General features: G+C 62.7%; 21 protein-coding genes. 9 read left to right on the top strand and 12 right to left on the bottom strand.

Annotated features, from left to right (window positions below; all coding sequences use genetic code 11):
* Positions 1 to 78: 78 nt before the first annotated feature.
* The 4 genes from NCS00_RS21750 (at position 79) to NCS00_RS21735 (ending at position 6770) form a co-directional block, all read left to right on the top strand.
* On the top strand, positions 79 to 2856 hold the full coding sequence (locus NCS00_RS21750; protein ID WP_250440959.1) for an ATP-dependent Clp protease ATP-binding subunit: 2778 nt from the start codon (positions 79 to 81) through the stop codon (positions 2854 to 2856).
* Between the two features lie 310 nt (positions 2857 to 3166).
* Positions 3167 to 4462, top strand: a complete 1296-nt coding sequence (locus NCS00_RS21745) for a sugar efflux transporter (RefSeq protein WP_175980829.1) — start codon at positions 3167 to 3169, stop codon at positions 4460 to 4462.
* Between the two features lie 59 nt (positions 4463 to 4521).
* Positions 4522 to 5427, top strand: coding sequence for a LysR substrate-binding domain-containing protein (locus tag NCS00_RS21740; RefSeq protein ID WP_250440958.1), 906 nt, complete (start codon positions 4522 to 4524; stop codon positions 5425 to 5427).
* An 83-nt stretch (positions 5428 to 5510) separates the two neighbouring features.
* Positions 5511 to 6770 carry an MFS transporter gene (locus NCS00_RS21735; protein WP_250440957.1) on the top strand — a complete coding sequence of 420 codons (1260 nt, stop codon included), beginning with the start codon at positions 5511 to 5513 and terminating at the stop codon, positions 6768 to 6770.
* A gap of 61 nt (positions 6771 to 6831) precedes the next feature.
* Here NCS00_RS21735 and panS read toward each other — a convergent pair whose 3' ends face one another.
* Positions 6832 to 7791, bottom strand: coding sequence for a ketopantoate/pantoate/pantothenate transporter PanS (gene panS, locus NCS00_RS21730; RefSeq protein ID WP_008348034.1), 960 nt, complete (start codon positions 7789 to 7791; stop codon positions 6832 to 6834).
* Positions 7792 to 8105: 314 nt separating this feature from the next.
* Between panS and NCS00_RS21725 the strand changes: the two genes are divergently transcribed.
* From NCS00_RS21725 to NCS00_RS21715, 3 genes are all read left to right on the top strand, one after another.
* Positions 8106 to 8615, top strand: coding sequence for a DUF6622 family protein (locus NCS00_RS21725; protein WP_008348033.1), 510 nt, complete (start codon positions 8106 to 8108; stop codon positions 8613 to 8615).
* Between the two features lie 149 nt (positions 8616 to 8764).
* Positions 8765 to 9538 carry a DUF899 domain-containing protein gene (locus tag NCS00_RS21720; RefSeq protein ID WP_250440956.1) on the top strand — a complete coding sequence of 258 codons (774 nt, stop codon included), beginning with the start codon at positions 8765 to 8767 and terminating at the stop codon, positions 9536 to 9538.
* 219 nt (positions 9539 to 9757) lie between these two features.
* Positions 9758 to 10420, top strand: coding sequence for a hypothetical protein (locus tag NCS00_RS21715; protein ID WP_008348031.1), 663 nt, complete (start codon positions 9758 to 9760; stop codon positions 10418 to 10420).
* A 29-nt stretch (positions 10421 to 10449) separates the two neighbouring features.
* Here the strand turns inward: NCS00_RS21715 and NCS00_RS21710 are convergent, their stop codons facing one another.
* From NCS00_RS21710 to NCS00_RS21680, 7 genes are all read right to left on the bottom strand, one after another.
* On the bottom strand, positions 10450 to 11301 hold the full coding sequence (locus tag NCS00_RS21710; RefSeq protein ID WP_250436518.1) for an alpha/beta fold hydrolase: 852 nt from the start codon (positions 11299 to 11301) through the stop codon (positions 10450 to 10452).
* A 3-nt stretch (positions 11302 to 11304) separates the two neighbouring features.
* Positions 11305 to 13026 (bottom strand): ubiquinone-dependent pyruvate dehydrogenase, encoded by a 1722-nt coding sequence (gene poxB / locus NCS00_RS21705; RefSeq protein ID WP_033536202.1) that lies wholly within the window; start codon positions 13024 to 13026, stop codon positions 11305 to 11307.
* 302 nt (positions 13027 to 13328) lie between these two features.
* Positions 13329 to 14126, bottom strand: coding sequence for a transporter substrate-binding domain-containing protein (locus NCS00_RS21700; RefSeq protein ID WP_008348028.1), 798 nt, complete (start codon positions 14124 to 14126; stop codon positions 13329 to 13331).
* Between the two features lie 47 nt (positions 14127 to 14173).
* Entirely contained in the window at positions 14174 to 14902 is a 729-nt protein-coding gene (locus NCS00_RS21695) for an amino acid ABC transporter ATP-binding protein (protein WP_250440955.1), read from the bottom strand.
* Positions 14886 to 15539, bottom strand: a complete 654-nt coding sequence (locus NCS00_RS21690; protein ID WP_175980817.1) for an amino acid ABC transporter permease — start codon at positions 15537 to 15539, stop codon at positions 14886 to 14888. Before NCS00_RS21690 ends, NCS00_RS21695 begins: the two co-directional genes overlap by 17 nt.
* Entirely contained in the window at positions 15536 to 16282 is a 747-nt protein-coding gene (locus tag NCS00_RS21685) for an amino acid ABC transporter permease (protein WP_175980815.1), read from the bottom strand. The genes NCS00_RS21690 and NCS00_RS21685 overlap by 4 nt, the downstream gene beginning before the upstream one ends.
* Before the next feature lie 105 nt (positions 16283 to 16387).
* The gene (locus NCS00_RS21680; protein WP_008348024.1) at positions 16388 to 17233 is read right to left on the bottom strand and encodes an NAD-dependent epimerase/dehydratase family protein; all 846 of its coding nucleotides are present in this window, start codon (positions 17231 to 17233) and stop codon (positions 16388 to 16390) included.
* A 144-nt stretch (positions 17234 to 17377) separates the two neighbouring features.
* Here NCS00_RS21680 and NCS00_RS21675 point away from each other — a divergent pair, with 144 nt between their 5' ends.
* Entirely contained in the window at positions 17378 to 18139 is a 762-nt protein-coding gene (locus NCS00_RS21675; RefSeq protein ID WP_250440954.1) for a FadR/GntR family transcriptional regulator, read from the top strand.
* Between the two features lie 43 nt (positions 18140 to 18182).
* Here the strand turns inward: NCS00_RS21675 and NCS00_RS21670 are convergent, their stop codons facing one another.
* The 3 genes from NCS00_RS21670 to NCS00_RS21660 all read right to left on the bottom strand — a co-directional run bounded on the left by NCS00_RS21670 (position 18183) and on the right by NCS00_RS21660 (position 21496).
* Positions 18183 to 19529: an MFS transporter gene (locus NCS00_RS21670; RefSeq protein ID WP_008348022.1), complete on the bottom strand. Its 1347-nt coding sequence runs from the start codon at positions 19527 to 19529 to the stop codon at positions 18183 to 18185.
* 231 nt (positions 19530 to 19760) lie between these two features.
* Positions 19761 to 20669, bottom strand: a complete 909-nt coding sequence (locus tag NCS00_RS21665) for an SMP-30/gluconolactonase/LRE family protein (protein ID WP_250440953.1) — start codon at positions 20667 to 20669, stop codon at positions 19761 to 19763.
* The gene (locus NCS00_RS21660; RefSeq protein WP_250436510.1) at positions 20666 to 21496 is read right to left on the bottom strand and encodes an NAD-dependent epimerase/dehydratase family protein; all 831 of its coding nucleotides are present in this window, start codon (positions 21494 to 21496) and stop codon (positions 20666 to 20668) included. The genes NCS00_RS21665 and NCS00_RS21660 overlap by 4 nt, the downstream gene beginning before the upstream one ends.
* 198 nt (positions 21497 to 21694) lie before the next feature.
* Between NCS00_RS21660 and NCS00_RS21655 the strand changes: the two genes are divergently transcribed.
* On the top strand, positions 21695 to 22684 hold the full coding sequence (locus NCS00_RS21655) for a LacI family DNA-binding transcriptional regulator (protein WP_008348017.1): 990 nt from the start codon (positions 21695 to 21697) through the stop codon (positions 22682 to 22684).
* A 75-nt stretch (positions 22685 to 22759) separates the two neighbouring features.
* On the opposite strand, the gene NCS00_RS21650 is transcribed toward NCS00_RS21655, so the two are convergent.
* Positions 22760 to 24049, bottom strand: coding sequence for an MFS transporter (locus NCS00_RS21650; RefSeq protein WP_250440952.1), 1290 nt, complete (start codon positions 24047 to 24049; stop codon positions 22760 to 22762).
* Between the last annotated feature and the right edge of the window lie 367 nt (positions 24050 to 24416).

Below are 24416 nucleotides of genomic sequence, written 5' to 3'. Positions count from 1 at the left end.
CCTCGACACCCGGCGGTTCGAAAGAACTCAGCGCTGTGCGCCATAGGTATCGAATCGCCCCAACCGGAGACGATTGATATGCCAGCCCTTTGCGAGATTTGTCATGCCCGTCCGGCGGTTGCGCAGGTAACCGTCGTGCAGAACGGCCGCCGCAAATCGATGTCGATTTGCGAGTACGACTATCGCCAGTTGATGCGGCATCAAACCATGCTGAATCCTTTCGATTCCTTACTGGGCGGCGGAGGTCTGTCGCGTCTGATGGGTGACACGGACGGCACTGGCGAGGAAGACGAGGACGATATCGTCGCTTCGGTGCCGCGCGAGTCCGTCGACGTGACCGATGCCTTCAGCGAGCAGACGATGGAACTTCTGCAACGCGCCGCCGAAAAGGCGCACGAATTGCAGAAGACGGAACTCGACACCGAGCAGGTGCTTTACGTGCTGGCCGACATGGACGTCGTGCAGGCGCTCTTCAAGGAGTTGAAGCTTTCTGCCGACGACATCCGCCGCTATATCGACGAGCACGCGCAAAAGGGCAAAGCCGCGCCCGATACGCCGGTCGAAAAGATGACGATTTCGCCGCGCTTGAAGAAGGCTTTTCAGTACGCGTTCCAGGCCTCGCGAGAACTCGGGCATTCCTATGTCGGTCCCGAGCATGTGCTGATAGGGCTTGCGTCCGTGACCGACAGCATCGCCGGGGGGCTCCTCAGAAAGTACGGCGTCACGCCCGAGGCGCTTCGCCAGAAAGTGGTGAAGGTCGTGGGCAAGGGTGCGGAAGACGGCCGCGTCGATACGCCGACCGGCACGCCGACGCTCGACAAGTTCGGCCGCGATCTCACCGCGATGGCGCGCGCAGGCAAACTCGACCCGGTGCTCGGACGCGCACAGGAAATCGAAAGTACCATCGAGGTGCTCGCGAGGCGCAAGAAGAATAATCCTGTGTTGATCGGCGAGCCGGGTGTGGGCAAGACTGCGATCGTCGAAGGGCTGGCACAGCGCATCGTGAACGACGACGTGCCCGAAGACTTGCGCAACAAGCGGCTCATCGAGATCAACATCAATTCGATGGTCGCGGGCGCGAAGTATCGCGGCGAATTCGAAGAGCGCGCAAAGCAGGTGATCGACGAGATCACTTCGAAGCAGGATGAACTCATCGTGTTCATCGACGAGTTGCACACGATAGTCGGCGCGGGTCAGGGCGGCGGCGAGGGCGGACTCGACATCGCGAACGTGCTGAAGCCGGCGCTCGCGCGCGGCGAGCTGAGTTTGATCGGCGCGACGACACTCAACGAATACCAGAAGCACATCGAGAAGGATGCGGCGCTCGAGCGGCGCTTTCAGCCGGTGCTCGTGCCGGAGCCGACGGTCGAGCAAACCATCGTCATTTTGCGCGGCTTGCGCGACAAACTCGAAGCGCACCATCAGGTCACTTTCGCCGATGAAGCGTTCGTCGCGGCAGCGGAGTTGTCGGACCGCTACATCACATCGCGCTATTTGCCCGACAAGGCTATCGATCTCATCGATCAGGCTGCGGCGCGCGTGCGAATCGGCTCGAAGTCGCGCCCGCCCGAAATGCAGGAGCTGGAAGCGGAAATCGCCCAGTCGAAGCGCGAGCAGGCCTATGCCTCGTCGCGCAAGCGTTTCGATGAAGCGAAGAACTTCGAGGAACGCATCAACGAGAAGCAGACGAAGCTCGACGACCTGACCGAGGCATGGCAGCGCAAGACCGGATCGGAGACGCTCGAAGTGACGGTTGCAGCGGTCGCGGAAGTGGTCTCGCGTCTCACCGGCATTCCGGTCACCGAACTCACGCAGGAAGAACGCGAAAGACTGCTCGAGATGGAGAGCAAGCTGCGCGAACGCGTGATCGGTCAGGACGAAGCCGTGGTCGCGGTGAGCGATGCGGTGCGGCTGTCACGCGCGGGCATGGGGCAAGCGCACCGGCCCATCGCGACGTTCCTGTTCCTCGGACCGACGGGCGTCGGCAAGACCGAGCTTGCGAAGGCGCTAGCGGAGACCGTGTTCGGTGACGAGCAGGCGGTGATCCGCATCGACATGTCCGAGTACATGGAGCGCCACGCAGTCGCGCGGCTGATCGGCGCGCCGCCGGGATACGTCGGCTATGACGAAGGGGGACAGCTGACCGAACGCGTGCGCCGCCGTCCCTACTGCGTGATCTTGCTCGACGAAATCGAGAAGGCGCATCCCGATGTGAACAATGTGCTGCTGCAAGTATTCGACGATGGCCGCCTCACCGATGGCAAGGGCCGCGTCGTCGACTTCAGCAACACCGTCATCATTTCGACCAGCAATCTTGGCGCGTCCATCATCATGGACAACCTCGAGAGAACCGAGAAGGACCGCGACACCGAGGCAGCCATGCGCGAGAAGCTCATGGACGTGCTGAAAGGCCACTTTCGCCCCGAGTTCCTGAATCGCATCGACGAAATCATCGTGTTCCACGGGCTTTCGCGCGAGAACATCCGCTCGATCGTGCAGATACAGCTGGACCGCGTCGCGCGCACGGCGGCGGCTCAGGACATCACGCTCAGGGTGCAGGACTCGGTCATCGATCATCTTGCCGATGTGGGTTATCGGCCCGAATTCGGCGCACGCGAACTGAAACGCCAGATCCGCCAGCAACTGGAGACCCGGCTCGCGAAGGAGATTCTCGGCGGCAAACTCGCTCCGGGCGACACGGTAGACGTGAGCTACGACAAGGACAAGGACGCGATCACGTTCGCCAAGGTCGAGGGCGAAGCGAAGCCGAAACAAAACAAGTCCGGTCCAGCGAGCAAGAAGAACGGGGCAAAGTCGGCGGAACGCAGCAAGGAGTCGACCAAGAGCGAACATTGAACGCGGCCGTTGCCAATGCCGTCCGAAGCGCGCACGGTCGGCTTCGACCGGGCGCCCCGCGGCACGTACGGATAGACGATTCGCTAGCTGTCGCAATTCCAAGTACGACATTTCAATTGAGCCTCGGCATCCATTCCTGCGCTAATTTGCATTATGTCAATCGCGATTAACTAATCGCTACACGCATCCTCCGACAACGATGGCAAACTGCGCAAGTTCCGCGCGTTGCCGCATTCAAAGCGGTACGCCGCTTGCGCTCAAAGCACGACCTGCCTTTTCGGCCCGAGTCTCCAAGCCGACCCACGTCCCGATGAACACACGCCTGCTCGGTCTCACCCGCATCCCGTTCTTCCTGCCGCTCTCCAGCGCGACCCTGATGCTCGGCGTCGCGATGTCGTTCACCGCGCCGTATCTGTCGCTGTTCAGCGTCGAACAGGCGGATATGAGCCCCTTGAAGCTCGGCGTCTTCATGACGGTCATCGCCGCGAGCGGCGTCGTGGCCAGCGCGTTTGCCGGAAAATGGTCCGACAGGCACGGCCATCATCGGGAATTGCTGCTCGCGGCGCTCATTGCTTCATCGCTCGGTTTTCTGTTGATGTGCGTCGTGCGCAACTACACCGCGCTGGTCGTGATCGGCATCCTGTTTCTCGGCGCAGGCGGCTCCGCGATGTCGCTCGTGTTCTCGTTCGCGCGCGCCGCGTTGCCCGTCGACGACGAAGCCGAGCGGTCCCTCGCGCTCGCCACCTTGCGAACCGTTCTTTCGATGGCGTGGGTCTTCGGACCCTCCGTCGGCGCGCTGGTGCTCGCCGGCGCCGGCTTCTACGGCCTGTTTCTGTTCGCGGCGGCCTGTTTCGTCGCGTGCGGCGCGATCGTCTGGCGCATGCACGGCTCGCCCAGGGGCGACCCGCACAGCGCACCGGCGCACTACGCCGGCGACCCGACATCGCTGCTCGAAGTCACCGCGCCCGACACCGAGGAGCTCGTCCCGCCGCACCCCGGCGCGTCGCACTCTCGCGCCGAGATCTGGCGCGCGACCGTCGCGATGACGCTCATCGGGCTCGCCGCGAGCGCTACGATGATCGTCCTGCCGCTCTACGTCGTGCACGGCATGCACGGCACGCGCATCGACGTATCGATCATGCTGGGCCTCGGCGCATTCCTCGAAATTCCGATGATGCTCGCGCTCGGCGCGCGTGCTTCGCGTCTCGACAAGCAGCGATGGCTCGCGTCGTGCGCCGTCGTGCATCTGATTTATTTCATTGCAGTGGCGGCGTCGCCCAACGTCCACTTCCTCATTCCGATGCAAGCCTTCAACGCCTTCGTCGTCTCGGTGACGTCGTGCCTCGGCATGACGTACATGCAGGATCTGATGCCGCAAAGCCCCGGATCGGCGACGGCGCTTTTCTTCAACGCGTCGCGCGTCGGATCGATCCTGTCGGGCGTTCTGTCCGGCGCGCTCGTGGCCGCGCTCGGCTATCGCGGCACGTTTCTCGTGTGCGGATGCATCGCGTTGAGCGCGGCGGTGCTGTTCGCCAATCCGCCGTTCGCGCTCATCGCGCGGCGCATTCTCGACTGGTGGAAGGCGCGGCGGCAGACATCGGCCTGACCTCTTCGCTGTCGGGGAATGGCAATATAGGCGCACCTTTCGTCGATTCCCACGCGACCATGTCTCAGCGCCTCCCGCCGCTCAACGCCCTGCGTCTCTTCGAAGCCGCCGCGCGCCATCGCAGTTTCAAGCTCGCGGCCGCCGAACTCAACGTGACGCCGGGTGCCGTGAGCCACGGCATCGGCGCGCTTGAAGCGATGCTCGGCGTCGAGCTTTTCGTGCGCGAGCCGCGCGGGCTGTCGCTCTCCGCCGCCGGCGAACACTATCTGCCGTACATCGCCGAAGCGTTTTCGCTTATCGTCGTCGGCACGCAGTCGCTGCCCGACAGGCGCAAGCGCCGCGCGATCTCGGTTACGTGCGCGCCGACGCTCGCGGCCCGCTGGCTCGTGCCGCGCCTCGCCGATTTCCGCGCGCGCTGGCCCAACATCGACGTCACCGTGGACACTTCGCGCCGCCAGGCGGGCTTTCCCGTCGACGGCTTCGACTTCGGCCTGCGCCTCTCGCGCGGCCCGGTCGATGGCGCATCGTCGTGGCAACGTCTCTTCGGCGAGCGGCTCGTGCCGGTGTGCAGCCCCGCCTATCGCGCGATGCTGACCGGCGCCGACGGCGTTCCGGATCTCACCCGCGCCGCACTCATTCACATCGATACGGCCAGTCAGGACTGGCAAGCGTGGATGGACGGCGCGGGCATCGACGGTCTCGATCTGCACGGCGGCCTTCGCTTCGATACCGTTCAGCTCGGCTTCGATGCCGCCGCGGCCGGGCTTGGCGTCGTCATCGGCAGGCGTCCGCTCGTCGATCGCGAGCTGGCGGCGGGCACGCTGGTCGAAGCGTCCGCGACGAGCGTCGAGACGCAAACCGCCTACTGGCTCTGCGAGACGCCGCAAGCGAGCGCGCGCGCGGATTTCGTCGCGTTTCGCAACTGGCTGATCGAACAAGCGGCCGGTTTCGTCGATAACGGTTGAACTGCGCTCATCCGACGGCGAAATCTTTTCGTTTGTCAGCACGGACGTTCGCCTGCGACGATGGCCGCAAGGAGGAACGAGCCATGTCGTCTTTATCGACCACACGATCGGCCACGGACCGCGCGACGACGTGGGTGCTCATCGGCGCGGCCGCGCTGATCCTGAGCGCCGCGATGGGCGTGCGCCAGACGTTCGGGCTTTTCATCGGGCCGTTTTCGTTCGATCGCGGCATGCCCGTCACGCTGATCGCCTTCGCGATCGCGCTGCACAACCTCGTGTGGGGCTTCGCGCAGCCGTTCGCGGGCGCGGCCGCCGATCGATACGGCGCAGCGCCGGTCGTCGCGACGGGCGCGGCCACGTTCGCCGCCGGGCTCGCGCTCGCCGCCGCCGCGACTTCCGGCTGGATGCTCGTGCTCGGTCTCGGCTTGCTCGTCGGCATCGGCATCAGTTGCACGAGTTTCGGCGTCGTGCTCGCGACGGTCGGACGCGTGGCGTCGCCGCAAACACGGAGCGTCGCGATGGGCCTGGCCAGCGCGGGCGGCTCGCTCGGCCAGGTGCTGATGGTGCCGTTCGCGCAGGAAGTGCGCGTGCATGCGGGCGTGCCGGCGTCGCTCTATGCCCTCGCCTTCGTGCTGCTGCTCGCCGCGCCGCTCGGCATCGCGCTCGATCGCGCGAGCCGCCGGAGCAAGGCATCTTCGGCATCGCACGAAACGCACGCGCAAGCCGCCGCGATGCCGTTGCGCGAAACGCTCGCGTATGCGTCGCGGCATCGCGGTTATCGGCTGCTGACGCTCGGCTTTTTCACTTGCGGCTTTCAGCTTGCGTTCATCGCGACACATCTGCCCGGCTATCTGATGCTGTGCCACATGCCGGTCGGACTCGGCGCGACCGCGCTCGCGCTGATCGGCCTCTTCAACATGATCGGCAGTTGGGGATGCGGCTGGCTCGGCGGACGCTGGCGGCAGCATCACGTCCTCGCGTGGCTCTATCTGATTCGGGGCGGCGCGATCGCCCTCTTCGTCCTGTTGCCGACGACGAGCGTATCCGTCGTCGTCTTCGCCGCCGTGATGGGCCTGACGTGGCTGGGCACGGTGCCGCTCACCAACGGACTCATCGCGAAGGTGTTCGGCACGCGGCATCTGGGCACGCTATTCGGCGTCGTGTTTCTCAGTCATCAGCTCGGATCGTTTCTCGGCGCGTGGCTCGGCGGCTACGTGTTCGACACGACCGGCTCGTACTCGCTGATCTGGGCCGCGACGGCAATCGCCGGACTCGTCGCGGCGCTGCTGCATTTTCCGATCGATGACCGGCCGGTCGCGGAAGCATCGCTCGCGGCGAGTTGATTTCGCGTCCGAAAAAAAACGCGCCACAATCGGCGCGTTTTTTTTCGATCGATTCACACGCTCAGCCGTGCCGCGCGACGGCGGCCTGCGCGTGGGCTTCGCGCGTCGAGCCTTTCGCCGGACGTCCCGCCCAATAGCCCGCGAGCATCGACCCCGACAGGTTGTGCCACACCGAGAAAAGTGCGCCGGGCAACGCCGCGATCGGCGTGAAATACAGCTTGCCGAGCGTCGCCGCGAGCCCCGAGTTCTGCATGCCGACTTCGATTGCCAGCGTGCGGCAGACGGCTTCGTCGAAGCCGAGCAGACGCCCGCCCCAATAGCCGCCCAATAGACCGATACCGTTGTGCAGCACCACGCCCACCGCGACGACCATGCCCACCGACGCGATGCTCTTCTGCGTGCCGCCGACCACCGCGGCGATGATGAGCAGGATCGCCACCATCGACACGAGCGGCAGCATCCACTCGATCTTGCGCACGAGCTTGCCGAACAGATGGTTCACGACGAGGCCGATGACGATAGGCAGCGCGACGATCTGCACGATGCTCATCAGCATGCCGTGCACGTCGACGGCGATGGAGGCATCGACATAAAGGCGCGTGAGCAGCGGCGTCGCGAACACGCCGACGAGCGTCGAGAGCGCGCTGATCGTGACGGACAGCGCCACGTCGCCACGCGCGAGATAGATCATCACGTTCGACGCCGTGCCGCTCGCGACGCTGCCGACGAGCACCATGCCCGCCATCAGATCGGGCGGCATGTGCAGCGCTTTCGCGATGACCCACGCGGCGAGCGGCATCACGAGGTAATGCAGCACGATGCCCGCGATGACCGGCGCGGGCCGCGTGAACACGCGCCTGAAATCGTCGATGGAAAGCGTGACGCCCATCGACAGCATGATGATCGTGAGAAGCGTCGTGACGTGCGGCGCGATGCCCGTCACGGATGAAGGCGCGCTATAGGCGGCGATGGAAACCAGCACGGCCCAGAGCGGGAAAAGGCGGGTGATGCGGGCAAGCATGAAAACGATCCTCGAATGTCGTTGCGTGTCGTGTTTGGTTCAGCGAAAGCGGCGGTGCGCGGGTTGACCGGACAGGCGCAGACGGACGAAAGCTTGCCCTCGTGGGGCGGACGCTGCCCGCGATGCCGGCGCGCGCGGGTCACGCGCGGTCTCTCTAGCCGATCGTCGGGCAGGCGCCGCATTTTACCCGTCGCGCGACGGGTTTTCGGAATTCGCTTAATTCCCGCGACGCGCGCATACGCTCGCCAACTCATTCGCGGCTAATTCTCCGGCGTCATCATGCGCATCAAACAACCACTTGCAAGGAGATGATCATGACGCCAATCGCCATCGTTCAAGGCACGCCGACGTGGGTCTGGGTGCTGCTCGCATTTCTTTTGTATCGCGGCATCAAGGCGATGCAGGCCAGCACCACCCCGCTGTCGAAGCTCGCAATCGTTCCGATTATTTTCGCGGGCATGGGCATCGCGCATCTCGTCGCGTCGCCGCTCGCCGGATGGATGGCCGTCGCCGTGTGGATCGCCACGCTGGGCGCGGGCATCGTCGGCGGCGTGTTCCTTGCGAGCCAGAGCCGCTTCATCGTCGATCCGATCGCGCGAACCGTGATGCTGCCCGGCTCCATGTTGCCGATGCTGCTGATCCTCGCGACGTTCATCGCGAAGTTCTGGCTCGGCTTCGAGATGGCGACCGTCGCCTATCTGCCCGCGCTCACGACCTATGCGGCAATCGACGCTGCCGTGTCGGGCATCGTCGCGGGCATCTTCGCGGGACGCTTCTTCACGTACTGGAAAACGATGCACGCGCTGCGCGCTTCGTGGGCTTGACCCTGATTGCTGCGGTCGCGCGTCGGGCCATCGGAACGCGCGATCGGGCAAATGGCGTCACACTTGTTACTCTCCGTTTTCCGCTATCGGAGTCAGACTGAATCACGGCAAACAACGAGCAAGAGTCCAACTCAGGAGGTTGCAAGGCCATGACTACATCCGACGAAACAGGGATGCGCACGCCGCCCGTCGTGTCGCAGGAGCAATGGGAAGCAGCGCGTCAGCAGTTGCTGGTGAAGGAGAAAGCCCAGACGCGCGCGCGCGACGCGCTCGCCGCTGAACGCCGCCGCATGCCCTGGACCGCCGTGAAGACGGACTACATGTTCGAAGGCCCCGCGGGCAAGATCGGCTTTCTCGATCTTTTCGATGGCCGGCGTCAGTTGATCGTCTATCGCGCGTTCTATGAGCCGGGCGTCTTCGGATGGCCGGAGCACGCGTGCCGCGGCTGCTCGCTGGTCGCGGATCAGGTCGCGCATCTTGCACATCTGAATGCGCGCGACACGACGCTCGTCTTCGTATCGCGCGCGCCGCAGCAGGACATCGCGCGGCTGAAGGAACGCATGGGCTGGACCATTCCCTGGTTCACGCTGACGGATCGCTTCGATGCCGACTTCGGCGTCGACGAGTGGCACGGCACGAACGTGTTCTTCCGCGAAGGCGACCGTGCATTTCGCACGTACTTTCTCAACAATCGCGGCGACGAGCAGATGGGCAATACCTGGAACTATCTCGACATCACGCCGCTCGGCCGACAGGAACTCTGGGAAGACTCGCCTGAAGGCTATCCGCAGACACCGACCTATAAGTGGTGGAACTGGCACGACAGTTATGTCGACGATGCGCCGCCCGATAAAAAATGGGTCGAAATCTCCGATGCCGGCGAAGCGGCATTCCGTGCTGAAAGCGCAAGGAACAAGGTCTAAAAACGAGCGATGTTGAATGCGGAACCGGTCATCATTTCTTGCCGGTTCCGTTCCGCATTTTTGTGGAACGATTTAGCTAAAGTTTTCAGCAAACGTTTCCGTAAACACAATCATCAACAGCGACGCCTCCGTCGCGCACGGCTCTCCCGCACCAGCCGGCACTATTCGCCGCTTTCGCCTGGACGCCCTCTCGTCCATCTCCTCCACGGATAATCTGCAATGAAGAAGTCGTTGGCCGCATGCGCGGCCGCTATCGGCACGCTCGCCGCGCTTGCCGCTCCGCTCTCGCACGCCCGCGAAATCTACGGTCAGATCGGCACCGAAGGCGTGGGCATCGGCTACTCGGAACCGCTCGGCACGCGCGACAACGTGCGCGCCGAATTCAACGGCCTGAAGTTCTCGCATAACTTCGACGCTGGCGGTCTCCACTACGACGGCACCGCGAGCATCTATCACGGCGGCTTCTATTTCGACTTTTTTCCGGCGCCGGGAACGGTCGGTTTTCGCATCACGGCTGGCGCGCTCATCGGCGGCGATCATGTCGATGGCACCGCGACCAGCATGAACGGCACCTACACCATCGACGGCATCGCTTATCCGACTTTCGGGGAAAGCATTCACGCCAAGGCTAAGTTCCCGGCCGTGCGTCCGTATATCGGCATCGGCTTCGGGCATACGCCTGTTGCCGAGAAAGGCTTTTCCGCGTTCTTCGATGCAGGCGTCGCATATGGCCGCCCGCGCGTCACGCTCGACGTTCCGGCGGATATCGTCGCGGCGGCGGGACAGGAAAACATCGACGCGGAACAGCAGGATCTGCAGAACAAGGCGGACAAGTTGCGCTTCTATCCGATCGTAAAGGTCGGCGTCACTTATCGCTTCTGATCGCGCTTCTGATAGCGCTTCTGATCGCGTTACTGGATTGCGTCCGCGAACGTCAGCCATTCGCCGACGATCGCTTCGGGCGCATCTTCCTGCATCAGATGCCCTGATCCGCGCACGCGCGTAAAGCGCGCGCCCGGAATCAGCGATGCGAGTTCGACACCGCGCTCGACCGGTATCCACTCGTCCTCTTCGCCCCAAAGAATCGATACGGGGCATTTCAATTCGCCATAGCGCGATTGCACTTCATCGGTGTAGCGCTGATCCATCTGCGCGATCTGCCGATAGAACGCGGCCTGCCCGACTTTACCTGTCCACGGCCGCGTATAGACGCGCAGCGTCTCTTGCTGCAACCGCCGATGCGCCGCACCCTGCAGATACGCATCGAGCATCGCCTGATGCATGTACGGCGGCACACCCGCAAACGCGGCTTCATGCTGTCGCACATGACGCACGAAGGGCGATCCCCACGGCGCGACGGCGACCGGATCGACGAGCATCAGCGAACGATACGCGCAGCCGTCGATCAACGCGGCTCGCAGCGATGTCGCGCCGCCGAAATCGTGTGCGAGCACATCGGGCAAGGCACCGTTCCACTCACCGCACCAGTGCGCGAGAAGCGCCGCGAGCACGCGATTCTGCACGCCGAGCGATACGTCCTGCCCCTCGCGCATCTCCGACGCACCGTAGCCCAGCAGATCGAAGTAATGCACACGCCGCAAACGCGCCGCTACCGGTGCGATGCGTCGCCACACCTGCGATGAAAACGGCGTGCCGTGCACCATCACGAGCGGCGCGCCCTCGCCGATCATGCCGTAGCGCACGGCTTGTCCTTCGTATTCGAAAACGTGATCGAGTGGCAGCGTATCGTTCGATTCGTTCATGGCTCAACGCAGATTCGTGCGCGCGAGTTCGACGATCTCATCGCCGCGCCCGCTCAGGATCGCTCGCAACATATAGAGGCTGAAGCCCTTCGCTTGCGACAGTTCGATGGTCGGCGGCATCGCGAGTTCATGCTTCGACGTGACGACATCGACGACCGCCGGTCCTTTGTGCGCGAACGCTTCGCGCAGCGCGTTTTCGAGTTGCTCCGATTCCTCGACGCGCACCGACCAGATGCCCGCGCCCTTCGCGATCTGCGAGAAATCGGTCTTGCTGAGATCGACGTTGGTGTCGAGATAGCCGCCAGCCTTCAGTTCCATCGACACGAAACCGAGCAGGCTGTTGTTGAACACGACGACCTTGATCGGGAGATCGAGTTGCACGGCCGAGAGCAGATCGCCGAGCAGCATCGACAAACCGCCGTCGCCCGATAGCGAAACGACTTGCCGTTGCGGCCGCGCGGCCTGAGCGCCGAGCGCCTGCGGCATTGCGTTTGCCATCGAGCCGTGATTGAACGAGCCGTGCAACTGGCGCTTGCCGTTCATTGTCAGATAACGCGCGGCCCACAGTGTCGGCGTACCGACGTCGACGGTGAAGATCGCGTCGTCGGCTGCGATTTCATCGACGAGCTTCGTCAGATATTGCGGATGAATCGGACGTCCCGGCGCGGATGGCGTCGCGAGATCGTCGAGGTCCTTGCGGGCGGTCGCATAGTGCTTCAATGCGTTCTCGAGAAAACGCCGCTCGTCCTTGCGTTGGAGCTTCGGCAAGAGCGCCGCGAGCGTTTCCTTGATCGTGCCGACGAGCCCCATTTCCAGCGGCGCGCGGCGTCCGAGTTGCGAGCCGCGCCAGTCGATCTGCACGATCTTCGCTTGCGGCGGATAGAACGGGCGATACGGAAAATCGCATCCGAGCAGGAGCAGCGTGTCGCACGACATCATCGCGTGATAGCCCGAACTGAAACCGATGAGCCCTGTCATGCCGACATCGAACGGGTTGTCGTACTCGATGAACTGCTTGCCGCGCAACGCATGCACGATCGGTGCTCCGAGCGTATCGGCGAGCGCGACCACTTCGTCGTGCGAGCCGGCGACGCCGCTGCCGCACATGATCGTCACCGCTTCGCAGCCGTTCAGAAGGCTCGCGAGCTTGTCGAGATCGGCGTCTGCCGGCACGATCGCGCCCGGCGCGCTCGCGGTCCAGCGCGGCTCGACGGCCGGGCCTTCGCTCAATGCGACGTCGCCCGGCAACACGATCACCGCGACGCCGCGCTGATCGATCGCGGCGCGCATCGCGCGTTCGAGCACGCGCGGAAACTGCGACGCATTCGACACCAGCTCCACGAAGTGACTGCATTCCCTGAACAATTCCTGCGGATGCGTTTCCTGAAAGTAGCCGAGGCCGATTTCCGTCGATGGAATGTGCGCCGCGATGGCGAGCACCGGTTGATGATTGCGATGACAGTCGTAAAGACCATTGATGAGATGCAGATTGCCTGGGCCGCAACTGCCCGCGCATACCGCGAGTTTGCCTGTCGCGGCGGCATCGGCTCCGGCCGCGAAAGCGGCTGCTTCCTCGTGACGCGTATGCATCCAGCGGATCGAGCCGACACGATCGAGGCTGAACGCCAAACCGTTCAGGCTGTCGCCCGTCACGCCCCAGATTCGCTCTACGCCCGCCGCCGCCAGTGTCTTCGCCAGATAGTCCGCTATCGTGCCCTTGGCCATGATGTGTCCCGTGATGAAGAGAGGATGTCCAGTGATCGACGGAGCCGCGCACGGAATGACGTGGCGCGCATCCGTGTTGGCTCAATGCATGCAGGATTCAAAACGCAAAAGGAGTGTACGCCGGAGCGCGGCGGTTTGTCCTGAACCGTGTCGAGACCGCGTGGTGCGGGCGTTCAGGATAGGCGATCGCGGTATTTTGAATGCATCATTCCGGAAGGAATCCGGTATGCGTAATGCAAACGACAACGGCGGCGGATCGATGACCCGCCGCCGTTGCGCATGACTGAAGCGAGACCCTGCGCTCAGGCGCCCTTGCGCATGTTCTCCGGCAGATCCCGTCCGTGATACTTCTTGTAGATCGTGTTGAGGTTGCCGCTCTTCATGTTCGCGCCGACCCAGTTGTTCACCCATTCCTTCAGGCGCGGCTGGTCCTTGTTCATCGCGATGCCGAGATCGAACGTCTTCTGCTCGAACTTCATCTCGATGTTGCGTTGCGGAGCGCGATCCTGCATCTCCTTCAGGTTCGAAGGCGTGCTCGAGAAGATGTCGACCTGTCCCGTGACCATCGACGTGATGAGCGTCGCATCGTCTTCATAGCGTTGAATCTGTGCGCCCTTCGCCTGCTGTGTCGTCAGCGTGTCGTTCACCGTTGCACGCGTGAGGCCGATGGTCTTGCCGTCGAGATCCGCATAGCTCTTCACGTTCGCCGTCTTCACGCCGCCAACGATGATCGAGATGACCGCATACGGGTTCGAGAAATCGACGACTTTGGCGCGCTCCGGCGTGACCGACAGCGAGGAAATCACGAGGTCCGCGCGCTTCGCCTGCAGCGTCGGAATGCGCGCGGCGTTGGTGATCTGCACGAGTTCTAGCTTCACGCCGAGATCCTTCGCAAGCGCGGCGGCAGTATCGACGTCCGATCCCGCGGGCTTCAGGTTCTGGTCGGCATAGCTGAAGAGCGGCGTGCCGATGGCGATCGCGACGCGCACGACGCCTGCCTTCTTGATGTCGTCGAGTTCATCGGCCATCACGCTGTGAACCGCGCCTGCCATCATCAACGTTGCGAGCGTTGCGCGTGCAATGATTGATTTCGCTTTCAAGTTACGTCTCCGTCGTTATTAGTGTTGCTGAATTGATGCTGCGGTTATCAAAGTCCGTTATCGAGGAATGCGCGCAATTCGGGTGTGCGCGGCGCATCGAGCATGCTTCCGTCGCCCACTTCCCAAACCGTTCCCTGATGCATGTAGATGATGCGATCCGCCACGCGCTTCGCGAAGGCCATCTCGTGCGTGACGAGCAGCATCGTCATGCCGTCGGCAGCGAGATCTTCCATCACGCGCAGCACTTCGCCCGTCAATTGCGGATCGAGCGCCGAGGTCACTTCGTCGAACAGCATCACCTTTGGCGACATCGCGAGTGAGCGCGCGATCGCCACGCGCTGCTGCTGTCCGCCCGACAATTGCTCGGGATACGCATCGGCCTTCTGTCCGAGACCGACTTGCTCCAGCACGTTCATCGCAATGCGCCGCGCTTCGTCGCGCGACATCTTCTTGACGTGACGCAGCGCGAGCATGATGTTCTCTTCGACCGTCAGATGCGGAAAGAGGTTATAGCTTTGAAACACGATGCCCACTTCGCGGCGCAACAGATGCAGATCGACCTTCGGATCATCGACGCGAATGCCGCACACTTCGATTTGCCCTTGGTCGATCGTCTCTAGCCTGTCGATGCAACGCAACGCCGTGCTCTTGCCCGAACCGCTCGCGCCGATCACGGCGATCATCTCGCCCTTGTTGACTTCGAAGGAAACGCCCTTGAGAACATGATTGGAGCCGAAGCTCTTGTGAATATCGCCGACCTTAACGATTGCTGACATTGAGCTTGTTCTCCATCGATTGGCTCCAGCGCGAAAGCGGATAGCACAGGACGAAATAGAAAGCGCCGACCAGACCGAAGATGAGGAACGGCTGGAAGATCGAGTTATTGATGATCTGCCCCGCGCGCGTCAGCTCGATGAAGCCGATCACCGAAGCAAGCGACGTCATCTTGATGAGCTGCACGAGAAACCCGACGGTCGGCGGCAGCGCGAGACGCATCGCCTGCGGGATGATGACGAGGCGCAGCGTCTGCCAGCGCGTGAGCGACAGGCATTCCGACGCTTCCCACTGCGGCTTGGGCATCGCTTCGATACAGCCGCGCCAGATATCGCCGAGATATGCGCTCGAATAGATCATCAGCGCGAGGCCGGCCGCGACGAGCGCGGGCACCTGATAGCCGTACACCGACAGGCCGAAGTACACGATGAACAGCAGGATCAGCAGCGGTATGCCCTGAATCGCCTCGATATACACGAGCGCCACGCGCGCAAGCCATGCGCGCGGCGAGATGCGCGCGAGCATCACGACAAAGCCGCCGATACCGCCGAGCACGAACGCAAGCGCGGAAAGCACGAGCGTCCAGCCGATCGATTGCACTAGATAGACAAGGTGCGATGACGTGAATCCGCCGCTCATGCCGCACCTCCGGGAATGACCGTATCGATGCGCTGCGGATCGGGCGGCGTCTTGCCGGCGCGTTTAGCAGCAAGCCGGATCGCGCGGCGGCGCTTGAAGAGATGCTCTCCCACCGCCCACGCGATGAGCTTGATGACGAGCGACAACGCCAGATACAGCGCCGCGACCACGATGTACGTTTCGAGCGAGCGGAACGTATCGGACTGCACAGTGTTCGCGACCGCCGTGAGCTCTTCGGCCGAAATCTGCGAGGCGATCGCGGAGGCCTGCATCATCAGCAGGAACTGGCTCGTCAGCGCGGGATAGACCTTTTCGATCGACGGCTGCAACATCACATGCCAGCCGATGCGCCACTTCGGAAGCCCGAGGCATTCGGCCGCTTCGATTTGTCCGCGTGGCACCGATTCGAGTCCCGCGCGGATGATCTCGGCCGCATATGCGCCGATGTTGATCGTCATCGCGAGCGCGGCGGCCGCGAACGTCGGCATGCGCAAGCCGATGCTCGCAAGACCGAAGTACAGCAGAAAGATCTGCACGAGGAACGGCGTATTGCGCACCGCCTCGATATAGACGATGCACAGGCGCGTCAGGACCGGCACTTTCGCGCGCTTCGCGAACGCCACCAGCATGCCGAGAATCAGCCCGAAGAACACAGCCACGCAAGTCATCTTGAGCGTGAGCCATGCGCCCAGCAGGAACGTCGGCCAGTACGGCAGCAGCGGTGAAAAATCGAGAGAGAACATGGCGGCAAGAGTTCCTGTCAGGTGTGTGGGCGCTAACACGCTGTGCGCCCGCTCTGGATGTATGACGACATACTACGAGCGCCGTGATACTGCATTTCGCATGCATTAAACCGGATCGAACGGGCCAGTCGTCGTGAAGGCACCGCCCTGCAGCACCGCCACCGGATCGGTGGGCGCCGGCGGCGGCGTCGCTTCAACCTTTTCGCGGAACTGCTCGGAGGAGTCACGCGGAACGAAGCCGAGATGCGCGGCGCAGCGGTTGTCCCACCATGTATGCGCGTTCGCCGACATGCCGAAGACGATCGTGTGGCCGACGTCTTTCGTGAAGAGACTGCGGCGCAACAGGTCATGAAAATCGTCGTAGCTCATCCAGCTCGCCATCATGCGGCGGTCCTTCGGCTCCGGAAACACGGAGCCGATACGAATGCTCACCGTCTCGATGCCGTACCGGTCGAAATACATTTGCGCCATGTCCTCGCCGAAGGACTTCGACAAGCCGTAGTAGCCATCGGGGCGCTTGCGCGCAGTGGCGTCGATTCGTTCGTCCTGCCGATAGAAACCCGTGACGTGATTCGAGCTTGCGAATACGATGCGCTTTACGCCCTGACGGCGCGCCGCTTCGTAAAGATTGAAAACGCCCTTGATGTTGGCTTCGAGAATCTCTTCGAACGGACGCTCGACCGATACCCCGCCGAGATGAATGATCGCGTCGCAGTCCATCGCAAGCGCATCGACGGCGTCGCGGTCGGCGAGATCGCAAGGAGCGATCTCTTCGTGAGGCGCGGCGTCGCCCTGCAACACGCCAGGCAAGTCGGAGATCCGCACATGCCGCGCGAACTCGGCGACGCGATGCCGGATCGCGCGGCCGATTCCGCCGGCGGCGCCCGTCAGCAACAGACGATCGAATTGCGCATCTTCGTCGGCGGACGGCGTGCTGGTTTGTTGTTCCATCGTGTTGTGTCTCCTGAAGGCTGTCGTCGCTAGGGATTACCCTGCGCGCATCTTCTTGTACGTTGTCATATCACTGCATGACGCATATCATCATTTGCCGAACGATTTGTCAATGTGTGTAAAACCCACGCCAACGAGAATACCGTGACGCTATCGCCCGATCTTCATGCCGGCACCGACGCATCCTCGATTGCATCGCCGCAAGCGCGACGCAGTCTGACCGCGCAACTCGTCGACGCCTTGCGCGCTCAGATCGATGCACAGGAACTGAAGGGCGGCAGCAGGCTCGCGACGGAAGCGGAAATGGTTCAGCGCTTCGGCGTGAGCCGCACCGTCGTGCGTGAGGCGCTGTCGCGTCTGCAAGCGGCAGGACTCGTGGAAACGCGGCATGGCATCGGTACGTTCGTGTGTGAAGCGGGCATGTCGCCTCTTCTGCAACTCGATCCCGCCGATGTCGCCGGTTCGATGGATGCGCTCGCCATCCTCGAATTGCGCATCAGTCTCGAAACCGAAAGCGCGGGACTTGCCGCAATGCGTTGCGATGCCGCGCGTCTTGCGACGATGCGCTCGACGCTCGCGGACTTTTCAAGAAATGTGGGCGAAGCAAGCGATACCGTATCGCCCGATCTGCGCTTTCACATGGAGATCGCGCATGCAACGGGCAATCGCTATTTCGTCGAGATCATGGAGCATCTGGGCACGCGCATGATTCCGCGCACGCGCATCACGGCGACGCCGATTCCGCGCGATCAATACGCGGATTACCTGATGCGCGTGAATCGCGAGCATGAACAGATCGCGGACGCCATTGAACGCGGCGATGCCGATTCGGCGCGCACCGCGATGCGTCTGCATCTGATCAACAGCCGGGAGAGATTGCGACGCGCGCAGTCGTCGCTTGAATGAATACGCGAGTACCGCGCGTTGGCGCGGTACTCGCGATGCAACATCAACGCGCCATGTTCGGCTCGCCATCCTCGACGTCATGCGCGCCGGAAATCGTCTCCAGTGCCTGATCGTGATGCAGCAGCAGGACCGCCGCCACGCCGACCATGCCCGCCCCTGCCAGGCACAGCAGGCCCGCGCCGAAGCCGCCCGTGCTGTCCTTGATCCAGCCCATCGCATAGGGACCGAAGAAGCCCGCGAGATTGCCGAGCGAGTTGATCGCCGCGATGCCGCCCGCCGCCGCCGCACCCGAAAGGAACGAGGCCGGCAGCGTCCAGATCACCGGCAGGCAACCGAAGATGCCGAAGCCCGCGATCGACAGCGCGATCATCTTCATCACCGGATCGTCGAGGCCCGCCGATGCCGCGATGCCGCCCGCCGCGACCATCAACGCAATCGCGACATGCCAGCGCCGTTCGAGCTTGCGATCCGAATGACGGCCCCACAGCACCATGCTGATCACGCCCACGGCATAGGGCAATGACGTGACGAAGCCGGTCTGCAAGTTGGAAAGACCGAACGATTTGACGATCTGCGGCAGGAAGAAGCTCAGCCCATAGTTCGTGGCATTCGCGCCAAAGTAGATCAGGGCAATGGCGAGCACGCGCGGATTGAAAATGGCTTCCTTCACGCTGAACGCATGCACGGATTCGCGATGCGCGCGCTCTTGCGCCTGACGATCGACGAGCCAGTCACGCTCTTCTTTTGCAAGCCAGTGTGCGTCGGAAGGCTTGTCGGTCAGATAGAAGTACACGACGAACGCGAGCAGCAACGCGGGAATCGCTTCGATCAGATACAGCCACTGCCAGCCCGCCATGCCGTTGATGCCGTCCATCTGCAAGAGCGCGCCGGAGATCGGTCCGCCGATCACGGTGGACAGTGGAATCGCCGCCATGAAATAGCCGACGACGCGGCCGCGATACTTCGCCGGGAACCACAAGGTCAGCAGAAAGATGATGCCGGGAAAGAAGCCCGCTTCCGCGACGCCGAGCAGGATGCGCAAGCCATAGAACACGTATGCGTTGGAGAGGCCCGTCGCCTGCGCGATATGCGGAATGTAGGCCATCGCGGCTGCGAGGATGCCCCACGTGAACATGATGCGTGCGATCCAGCGGCGCGCGCCGAATCGTTCGAGCAGCAGGTTCGAAGGAACCTCGAAAAAGAAATAGGCGATGAAGAAAATGCCGGCGCCGAAACCGAACATGCTCGCAGTGAAACCGAGCGCCTTGTTCATCTGCAATGCGGCAAAGCCGACGTTGACGCGGTCCAGATATGCGATGAAGTAACACAAGATCAGGAACGGCACGAGGCGAACCATCACGCGCTTCATGGTGCGAGCTTCAAGGTCCATCAATGTCTCCTCCGGATTAGAGAATCTGTTGATCGCGGGTGCTTGAGATACCTGCGGAGACTACTCTTTCAGAAGGACTTGCAGCATTGGTGTTTGTGCTTGGTATCGGTTCCGAAGGGGGACGTGTCCATCATTTCGATGCGCGCCAATAAAGTGCGCTCGAATCGTTTGCGTCCCAAATCATGCGAAAAAATGCGGACGGGGCGAATGATCGCCCCGTTTTCGTGAAGTTTATGCTACCGGTAACAGTGCGGCGTACTCCGGCTCCGGTAATCCTTGCACGCCTGGGTTCAATGCGAACACGTGACCGTCGTCGTCAGTGGCATTCATTGCCGGACGAATAGTCGTGACATAGAGCGTTTTCAGATCGCTGCCGCCGAACGCGCACATCGACGGCTTGCTCGCAGGTAGCACGATCTCGCGATCGAGTTCGCCGCGCGGTGTGAAACGCAGCAGGCGGCCGGCGTCGTTCGCACACGTCCAGTAGCAGCCGTCCGCATCGACCGCGGCGCCATCGGGACGGCCCGCGTAGTGATGCAGATCGGCAAATGCGCGCTGCGCGTGCGGCGTGCCGGTGTCGGGGTCGAAGTCGAATGCCCAGATCATGCGCCGTTGCGGATGCGAGTCCGACAAATACATCGTTCTGCCATCCGGCGACCATGCGAGGCCGTTCTGCGTGATCAGACCATCGACGACCGGCTCCGACAAAGCGCCCTTCTCATCGAAGCGATACAGCGCGCCGACGGCACTCGCGAGCGACATGTCCATCACCATCGTTCCGGCCCAGAAGCGCCCTTGCCTGTCGCAGCGGCCATCGTTGAAGCGCATGCCCGTCGCGGGAAACGAAGGCGCGGCGAGCTTCACGGCGTGCGCCTGGTTCGCGTCGGCGAGCGTCACGCCGAACATGCCGCTTTCCATGCCCGCGACGACGCGCCCAGCCTTGTCGAACGCAAAGCATGCGACCTGTTCGTCGAACGCCCATTCGGTACGTCTCGCGCTTTCGATCTCGAGCCTGACGATCCCTCGCGCGGGAATATCGACCCAATACAGCGCGCCCTCTTGCGCGCGCCATACCGGACATTCGCCGACCGTCGCGCGCCCGGCCGCGTCGATGCGTTCCGCGCGCACGGCGGCGCTCATCGCTTGCGCTCCATCGGCTCGCCCAATACGAACGGGCCGCCCTGGAAGCGCTGCGCCGGATCATCGCGATCGGCGCTCGGTCCGGTCACCGGAAAGAGCCCGTCGAACTGGGCCGAGCTGTCTTGCGGATTGAAGCCGAGGAAGCCCGCCTTCGAGTTGTCCCACCACTTCACCGGATTGTCAGAAGCGCCGTACACCACCGCATGACCGACGCGATTCGTGAACAGCGAGCAGCGCACGAGCTCGATGAAATCGCGGTAGCTCAGATACGTGACGAGCATGCGCGGATTCTTCGGCTCCTCGAACGACGAACCGATGCGCAGGTTCACCGTCTCGATGCCGAAGCGATCGAAGTAATAGCGCGACAGAGATTCGCCGAAGCACTTGGTCACGCCATAAAGACTGTCCGGGCGATGGGGCGAATCGGCGTCGAGCACTTCGGTGACTGGGTGAAAGCCGATTGCATGGTTCGAGCTCGCGAACACGATGCGCTTCACCTCATGACGGCGCGCCGCTTCATAGATGTTGTACGTACCGCGGATATTCGCTTCGATCAGATCGTCGAACGGCGCGTCGATCGAGATGCCGCCGAGATGCACGATCGCGTCGACGCCCTCGACGAGCTGCATCACCTTGTCGCGATCCGCGAGATCGACGGCGCTGATCTCTTCATGGCTCGCTGCATCGTCGAGCGGCGCGATGTCGGAGAGCCTCACGACGTCGGCCCATTGAGCGAGCGCGCCGCGCAACTGACGACCCAGATTGCCGGCCGCGCCGGTCAGAAGCAGACGCTTGAACGGCTTGGCCGCTGCGTTTGGCTGATTCATCGAGACTCCTGTCAATACGTACTGATGCGTTGAAAGCAATAAGGAAGAAAACGTTTTCGGGACTATATCGATCGGCGCGACGCGCCGTCAATCGCCGTCTGGCATGCAAAACGCCGCATGCAAAACGCAAGTTTCGATGTCATCGTTTCCCGAATTTCTGCGACAATCCGTTAACAGTGCGAAAACGTTACCCTCCGAATGAAAAAAATTTCCCCGACCATTCGCGACGTCGCCGCTGCGGCGGGCGTCTCCGTCGCGACCGTCTCGAAGTACATCAATGGCGCGCAGCGCTTCTCCGCGCCGGTCGAGGCCAAGCTCAAGGAAGCCATCGATTCGCTCGGCTACCGCTCGAACCCGCTTGCGCGCTCGATGATTACCGGCAAGACGCGCACCATCGGTCTCACGATCCTCGACATCAGCAATCCGCACTTCACGCATGTCGTGAAAGGCGCGAACCGCATTGCGCTGCGGCACGACTACACGCTGCTGCTCGTCGATATCGACGAGAATCAGGCGCGCGAGCGGCCGCTCATCGAAGCGCTCGCGCAACGCGTGGACGGCCTGCTCGTCAGCTCGCGCCTGGCAGACGAAAACGCGCAGTGGATGCTCGATCTCGACAAGCCCGTCGTGCTGCTGCGTAACGCCGAGCTGCCGATTCCGAGCGTCGGCATCAACAGCCGCCTCGCTACTTACATGCTCGCGCGTCATCTGCTCGATCTCGGGCATCGCCGCATCGCGTATCTCGGCTTCGAGCACGCGCGCATCAACGATGAACGCATTCGCGGCGCGCGCGAGTGTCTCGCCGAAGCGGGCCTCGAACTCGATATCTACGAAGCCCATGCGCCAACGTCGCTTGCCGGCGAACAGGCTTGCTCGCGCGTGATGCTCGGTCCGAAGCGCCCGCAAGCGGTGATCTGCTACAACGACCTGATCGCGCTCGGCTTCATGAAGGAAGCCGCTTCGCTCGGCATTCGCGTGCCGCAGGACGTCTCGGTGACCGGCATCGACAACGTGCCCTACGGCGCATACGCCGCGCCGGGACTCACGACCGTCGACATTCAGAGCGAGAAGATGGGCGAACTCGCGATGCAGAAGCTCATCGACGCCCTCGCCGGTCATCCCGATCCGGGCAACTCCATGTTCGAGCCGCGGCTCATCGTGCGTGAATCGACTGCTGCCGCTGCATGACGTACGCCGCGCTGCCTGCAAGTTGCGAGTGCGGGCGGCGCGGCGCATGTCTTGACTAATAATCGCTAATACGAATTACGCTGCGAGCTTCGCCGGCGTCATCTTCGGCGTGAGCAAGTGCATGATCCCGAAGGCGATGAGATACGCCGATGCGCCGATCGCGAACAGCACCCAGTAGTGACCCGTGCGTTGCAGCACCTGGCCGATCACTTCCGAGAACAGCACGCCGCCGATCGAACCGGCCATGCCGCCGATGCCGACCACCGCGCCCACCGCACGTCGCGGGAACAAGTCCGATGCCGTCGTGAAGAGGTTCGCCGACCAGCCCTGATGCGCCGCTGCGGCGAGACCGACGATGGCCACCGCGACCCACAGGTTTTCTGCCTGCGAAACGAACGCGATCGGCAACACGGCGCATGCGCAGATCAGCATTGCCGTCTTGCGCGCCGCATTCACGGTCCAGCCCGCGCGCAGCAGCGCGGAAGAAATCCAGCCGCCGCCGATGCTGCCGATGGTCGTGATCGCGTAGATCACGACGAGCGGCAAGCCGATGTGCTGCATGTCCATGCCGCGCGATTCGTTGAGCCACTTCGGCAGCCAGAACAGATAGAACCACCACACCGGGTCCGTCAGGAACTTGCCGACGATGAATGCCCACGTCTCACGCTTCCTGATGAGTTCCTTGAACCCCGGCGCGCGCGCCTTGACGTTGGCCGCGTCGGCGGCGTTGGTGTCATCGCCTTCGTCGGCGATTTCGTCGTCGTGCGCGCGGCCGTCCGGCTGGCGGTACATCACGAACCACACGACGAGCCACACGAGGCCGATCGCGCCGACCATCACGAACGCAGCGCGCCACCCGAAGGCCACCGCGAGCGCGGGAATGAGTGCCGGTGCGAAGACCGCGCCGATGTTCGCGCCGGAATTAAAAATACCAGTCGCGAGGGCGCGCTCACGGCGCGGGAACCATTCGGCGGTCGTCTTGATGGCCGCGGGGAAGTTGCCGCCCTCGCCGATGCCCAGCAGCGCGCGGACCATGGCGAAGCCCATCACGGAGCCGACGGCCGCGTGCAGCATCGCGGCGATGCTCCAGACGAACATCGCGAGCGCATAAGAGATGCGCGTGCCGAGCCAGTCGACGATACGCCCGAAACACAGCAGGCCGATCGCATAGAAAGCCGAGAACGCGATCACGATGCGGCCGTACTGCACCTGCGTCCAGCCGATGTCGTGCTGCAGCATCGGGGCGAGCAGACCGAGGATCTGCCGGTCCATGTAGTTGATGACCGTGGCGAAAAACAGCAGCGCGCACACGGTCCAGCGATAGCGGCTGGCGGTACGCACGACGCCGGCAACGACAGTGTTCATGTAAGTCTCCGGACGCGGCGGCGCTCGTCGTGCCGCGTTTCTTGTTGCGTGAACGGCGACGAGCGCCGTGGGCGATGGCTTTGCGCCGGTTAAAAGCGCAAGCTCGCCGAGGGTTTGGAAAACGTTTTTTCGAAGAATAGTGGGTTTGCTGCCTACTGGCTATCCTAGTATTTGCCCTAATCTGTGGCAGAACTGTTGCTGACGGGCGAGTTGGAAGCCCTTTCACCACCCGTATCGGCGCGTACGAAAAGTTAATCGTTTTCTAGGAGTTGTCTTGGGAAACAGGAGCCGCTCGGCGCACGCGAAGCCATCGCAATGGCTTTCATGCCTGCGGCAAATTAAAGTTTCTTAAGCATCTGCCGATAAG

This window comes from Caballeronia sp. AZ1_KS37 (assembly GCF_023631165.1).
GTDB lineage: Bacteria > Pseudomonadota > Gammaproteobacteria > Burkholderiales > Burkholderiaceae > Caballeronia > Caballeronia zhejiangensis.
The sequence above is the reverse complement of the archived record's forward strand: the minus strand, read 5'-3'. Positions and strand labels throughout refer to the sequence as shown.

What these genes read in the sequence shown, in the direction of transcription:
- NCS00_RS21750 (WP_250440959.1), top strand. Translation starts at nt 79, where the DNA reads ATGCCAGCCCTTTGCGAGATTTGTCATGCCCGTCCGGCGGTTGCGCAG.
- NCS00_RS21745 (WP_175980829.1), top strand. Translation starts at nt 3,167, where the DNA reads ATGAACACACGCCTGCTCGGTCTCACCCGCATCCCGTTCTTCCTGCCG.
- NCS00_RS21740 (WP_250440958.1), top strand. Translation starts at nt 4,522, where the DNA reads ATGTCTCAGCGCCTCCCGCCGCTCAACGCCCTGCGTCTCTTCGAAGCC.
- NCS00_RS21735 (WP_250440957.1), top strand. Translation starts at nt 5,511, where the DNA reads ATGTCGTCTTTATCGACCACACGATCGGCCACGGACCGCGCGACGACG.
- panS (WP_008348034.1), bottom strand. Translation starts at nt 7,791, where the DNA reads ATGCTTGCCCGCATCACCCGCCTTTTCCCGCTCTGGGCCGTGCTGGTT.
- NCS00_RS21725 (WP_008348033.1), top strand. Translation starts at nt 8,106, where the DNA reads ATGACGCCAATCGCCATCGTTCAAGGCACGCCGACGTGGGTCTGGGTG.
- NCS00_RS21720 (WP_250440956.1), top strand. Translation starts at nt 8,765, where the DNA reads ATGACTACATCCGACGAAACAGGGATGCGCACGCCGCCCGTCGTGTCG.
- NCS00_RS21715 (WP_008348031.1), top strand. Translation starts at nt 9,758, where the DNA reads ATGAAGAAGTCGTTGGCCGCATGCGCGGCCGCTATCGGCACGCTCGCC.
- NCS00_RS21710 (WP_250436518.1), bottom strand. Translation starts at nt 11,301, where the DNA reads ATGAACGAATCGAACGATACGCTGCCACTCGATCACGTTTTCGAATAC.
- poxB (WP_033536202.1), bottom strand. Translation starts at nt 13,026, where the DNA reads ATGGCCAAGGGCACGATAGCGGACTATCTGGCGAAGACACTGGCGGCG.
- NCS00_RS21695 (WP_250440955.1), bottom strand. Translation starts at nt 14,902, where the DNA reads ATGTCAGCAATCGTTAAGGTCGGCGATATTCACAAGAGCTTCGGCTCC.
- NCS00_RS21690 (WP_175980817.1), bottom strand. Translation starts at nt 15,539, where the DNA reads ATGAGCGGCGGATTCACGTCATCGCACCTTGTCTATCTAGTGCAATCG.
- NCS00_RS21685 (WP_175980815.1), bottom strand. Translation starts at nt 16,282, where the DNA reads ATGTTCTCTCTCGATTTTTCACCGCTGCTGCCGTACTGGCCGACGTTC.
- NCS00_RS21680 (WP_008348024.1), bottom strand. Translation starts at nt 17,233, where the DNA reads ATGGAACAACAAACCAGCACGCCGTCCGCCGACGAAGATGCGCAATTC.
- NCS00_RS21670 (WP_008348022.1), bottom strand. Translation starts at nt 19,529, where the DNA reads ATGGACCTTGAAGCTCGCACCATGAAGCGCGTGATGGTTCGCCTCGTG.
- NCS00_RS21665 (WP_250440953.1), bottom strand. Translation starts at nt 20,669, where the DNA reads ATGAGCGCCGCCGTGCGCGCGGAACGCATCGACGCGGCCGGGCGCGCG.
- NCS00_RS21660 (WP_250436510.1), bottom strand. Translation starts at nt 21,496, where the DNA reads ATGAATCAGCCAAACGCAGCGGCCAAGCCGTTCAAGCGTCTGCTTCTG.
- NCS00_RS21655 (WP_008348017.1), top strand. Translation starts at nt 21,695, where the DNA reads ATGAAAAAAATTTCCCCGACCATTCGCGACGTCGCCGCTGCGGCGGGC.
- NCS00_RS21650 (WP_250440952.1), bottom strand. Translation starts at nt 24,049, where the DNA reads ATGAACACTGTCGTTGCCGGCGTCGTGCGTACCGCCAGCCGCTATCGC.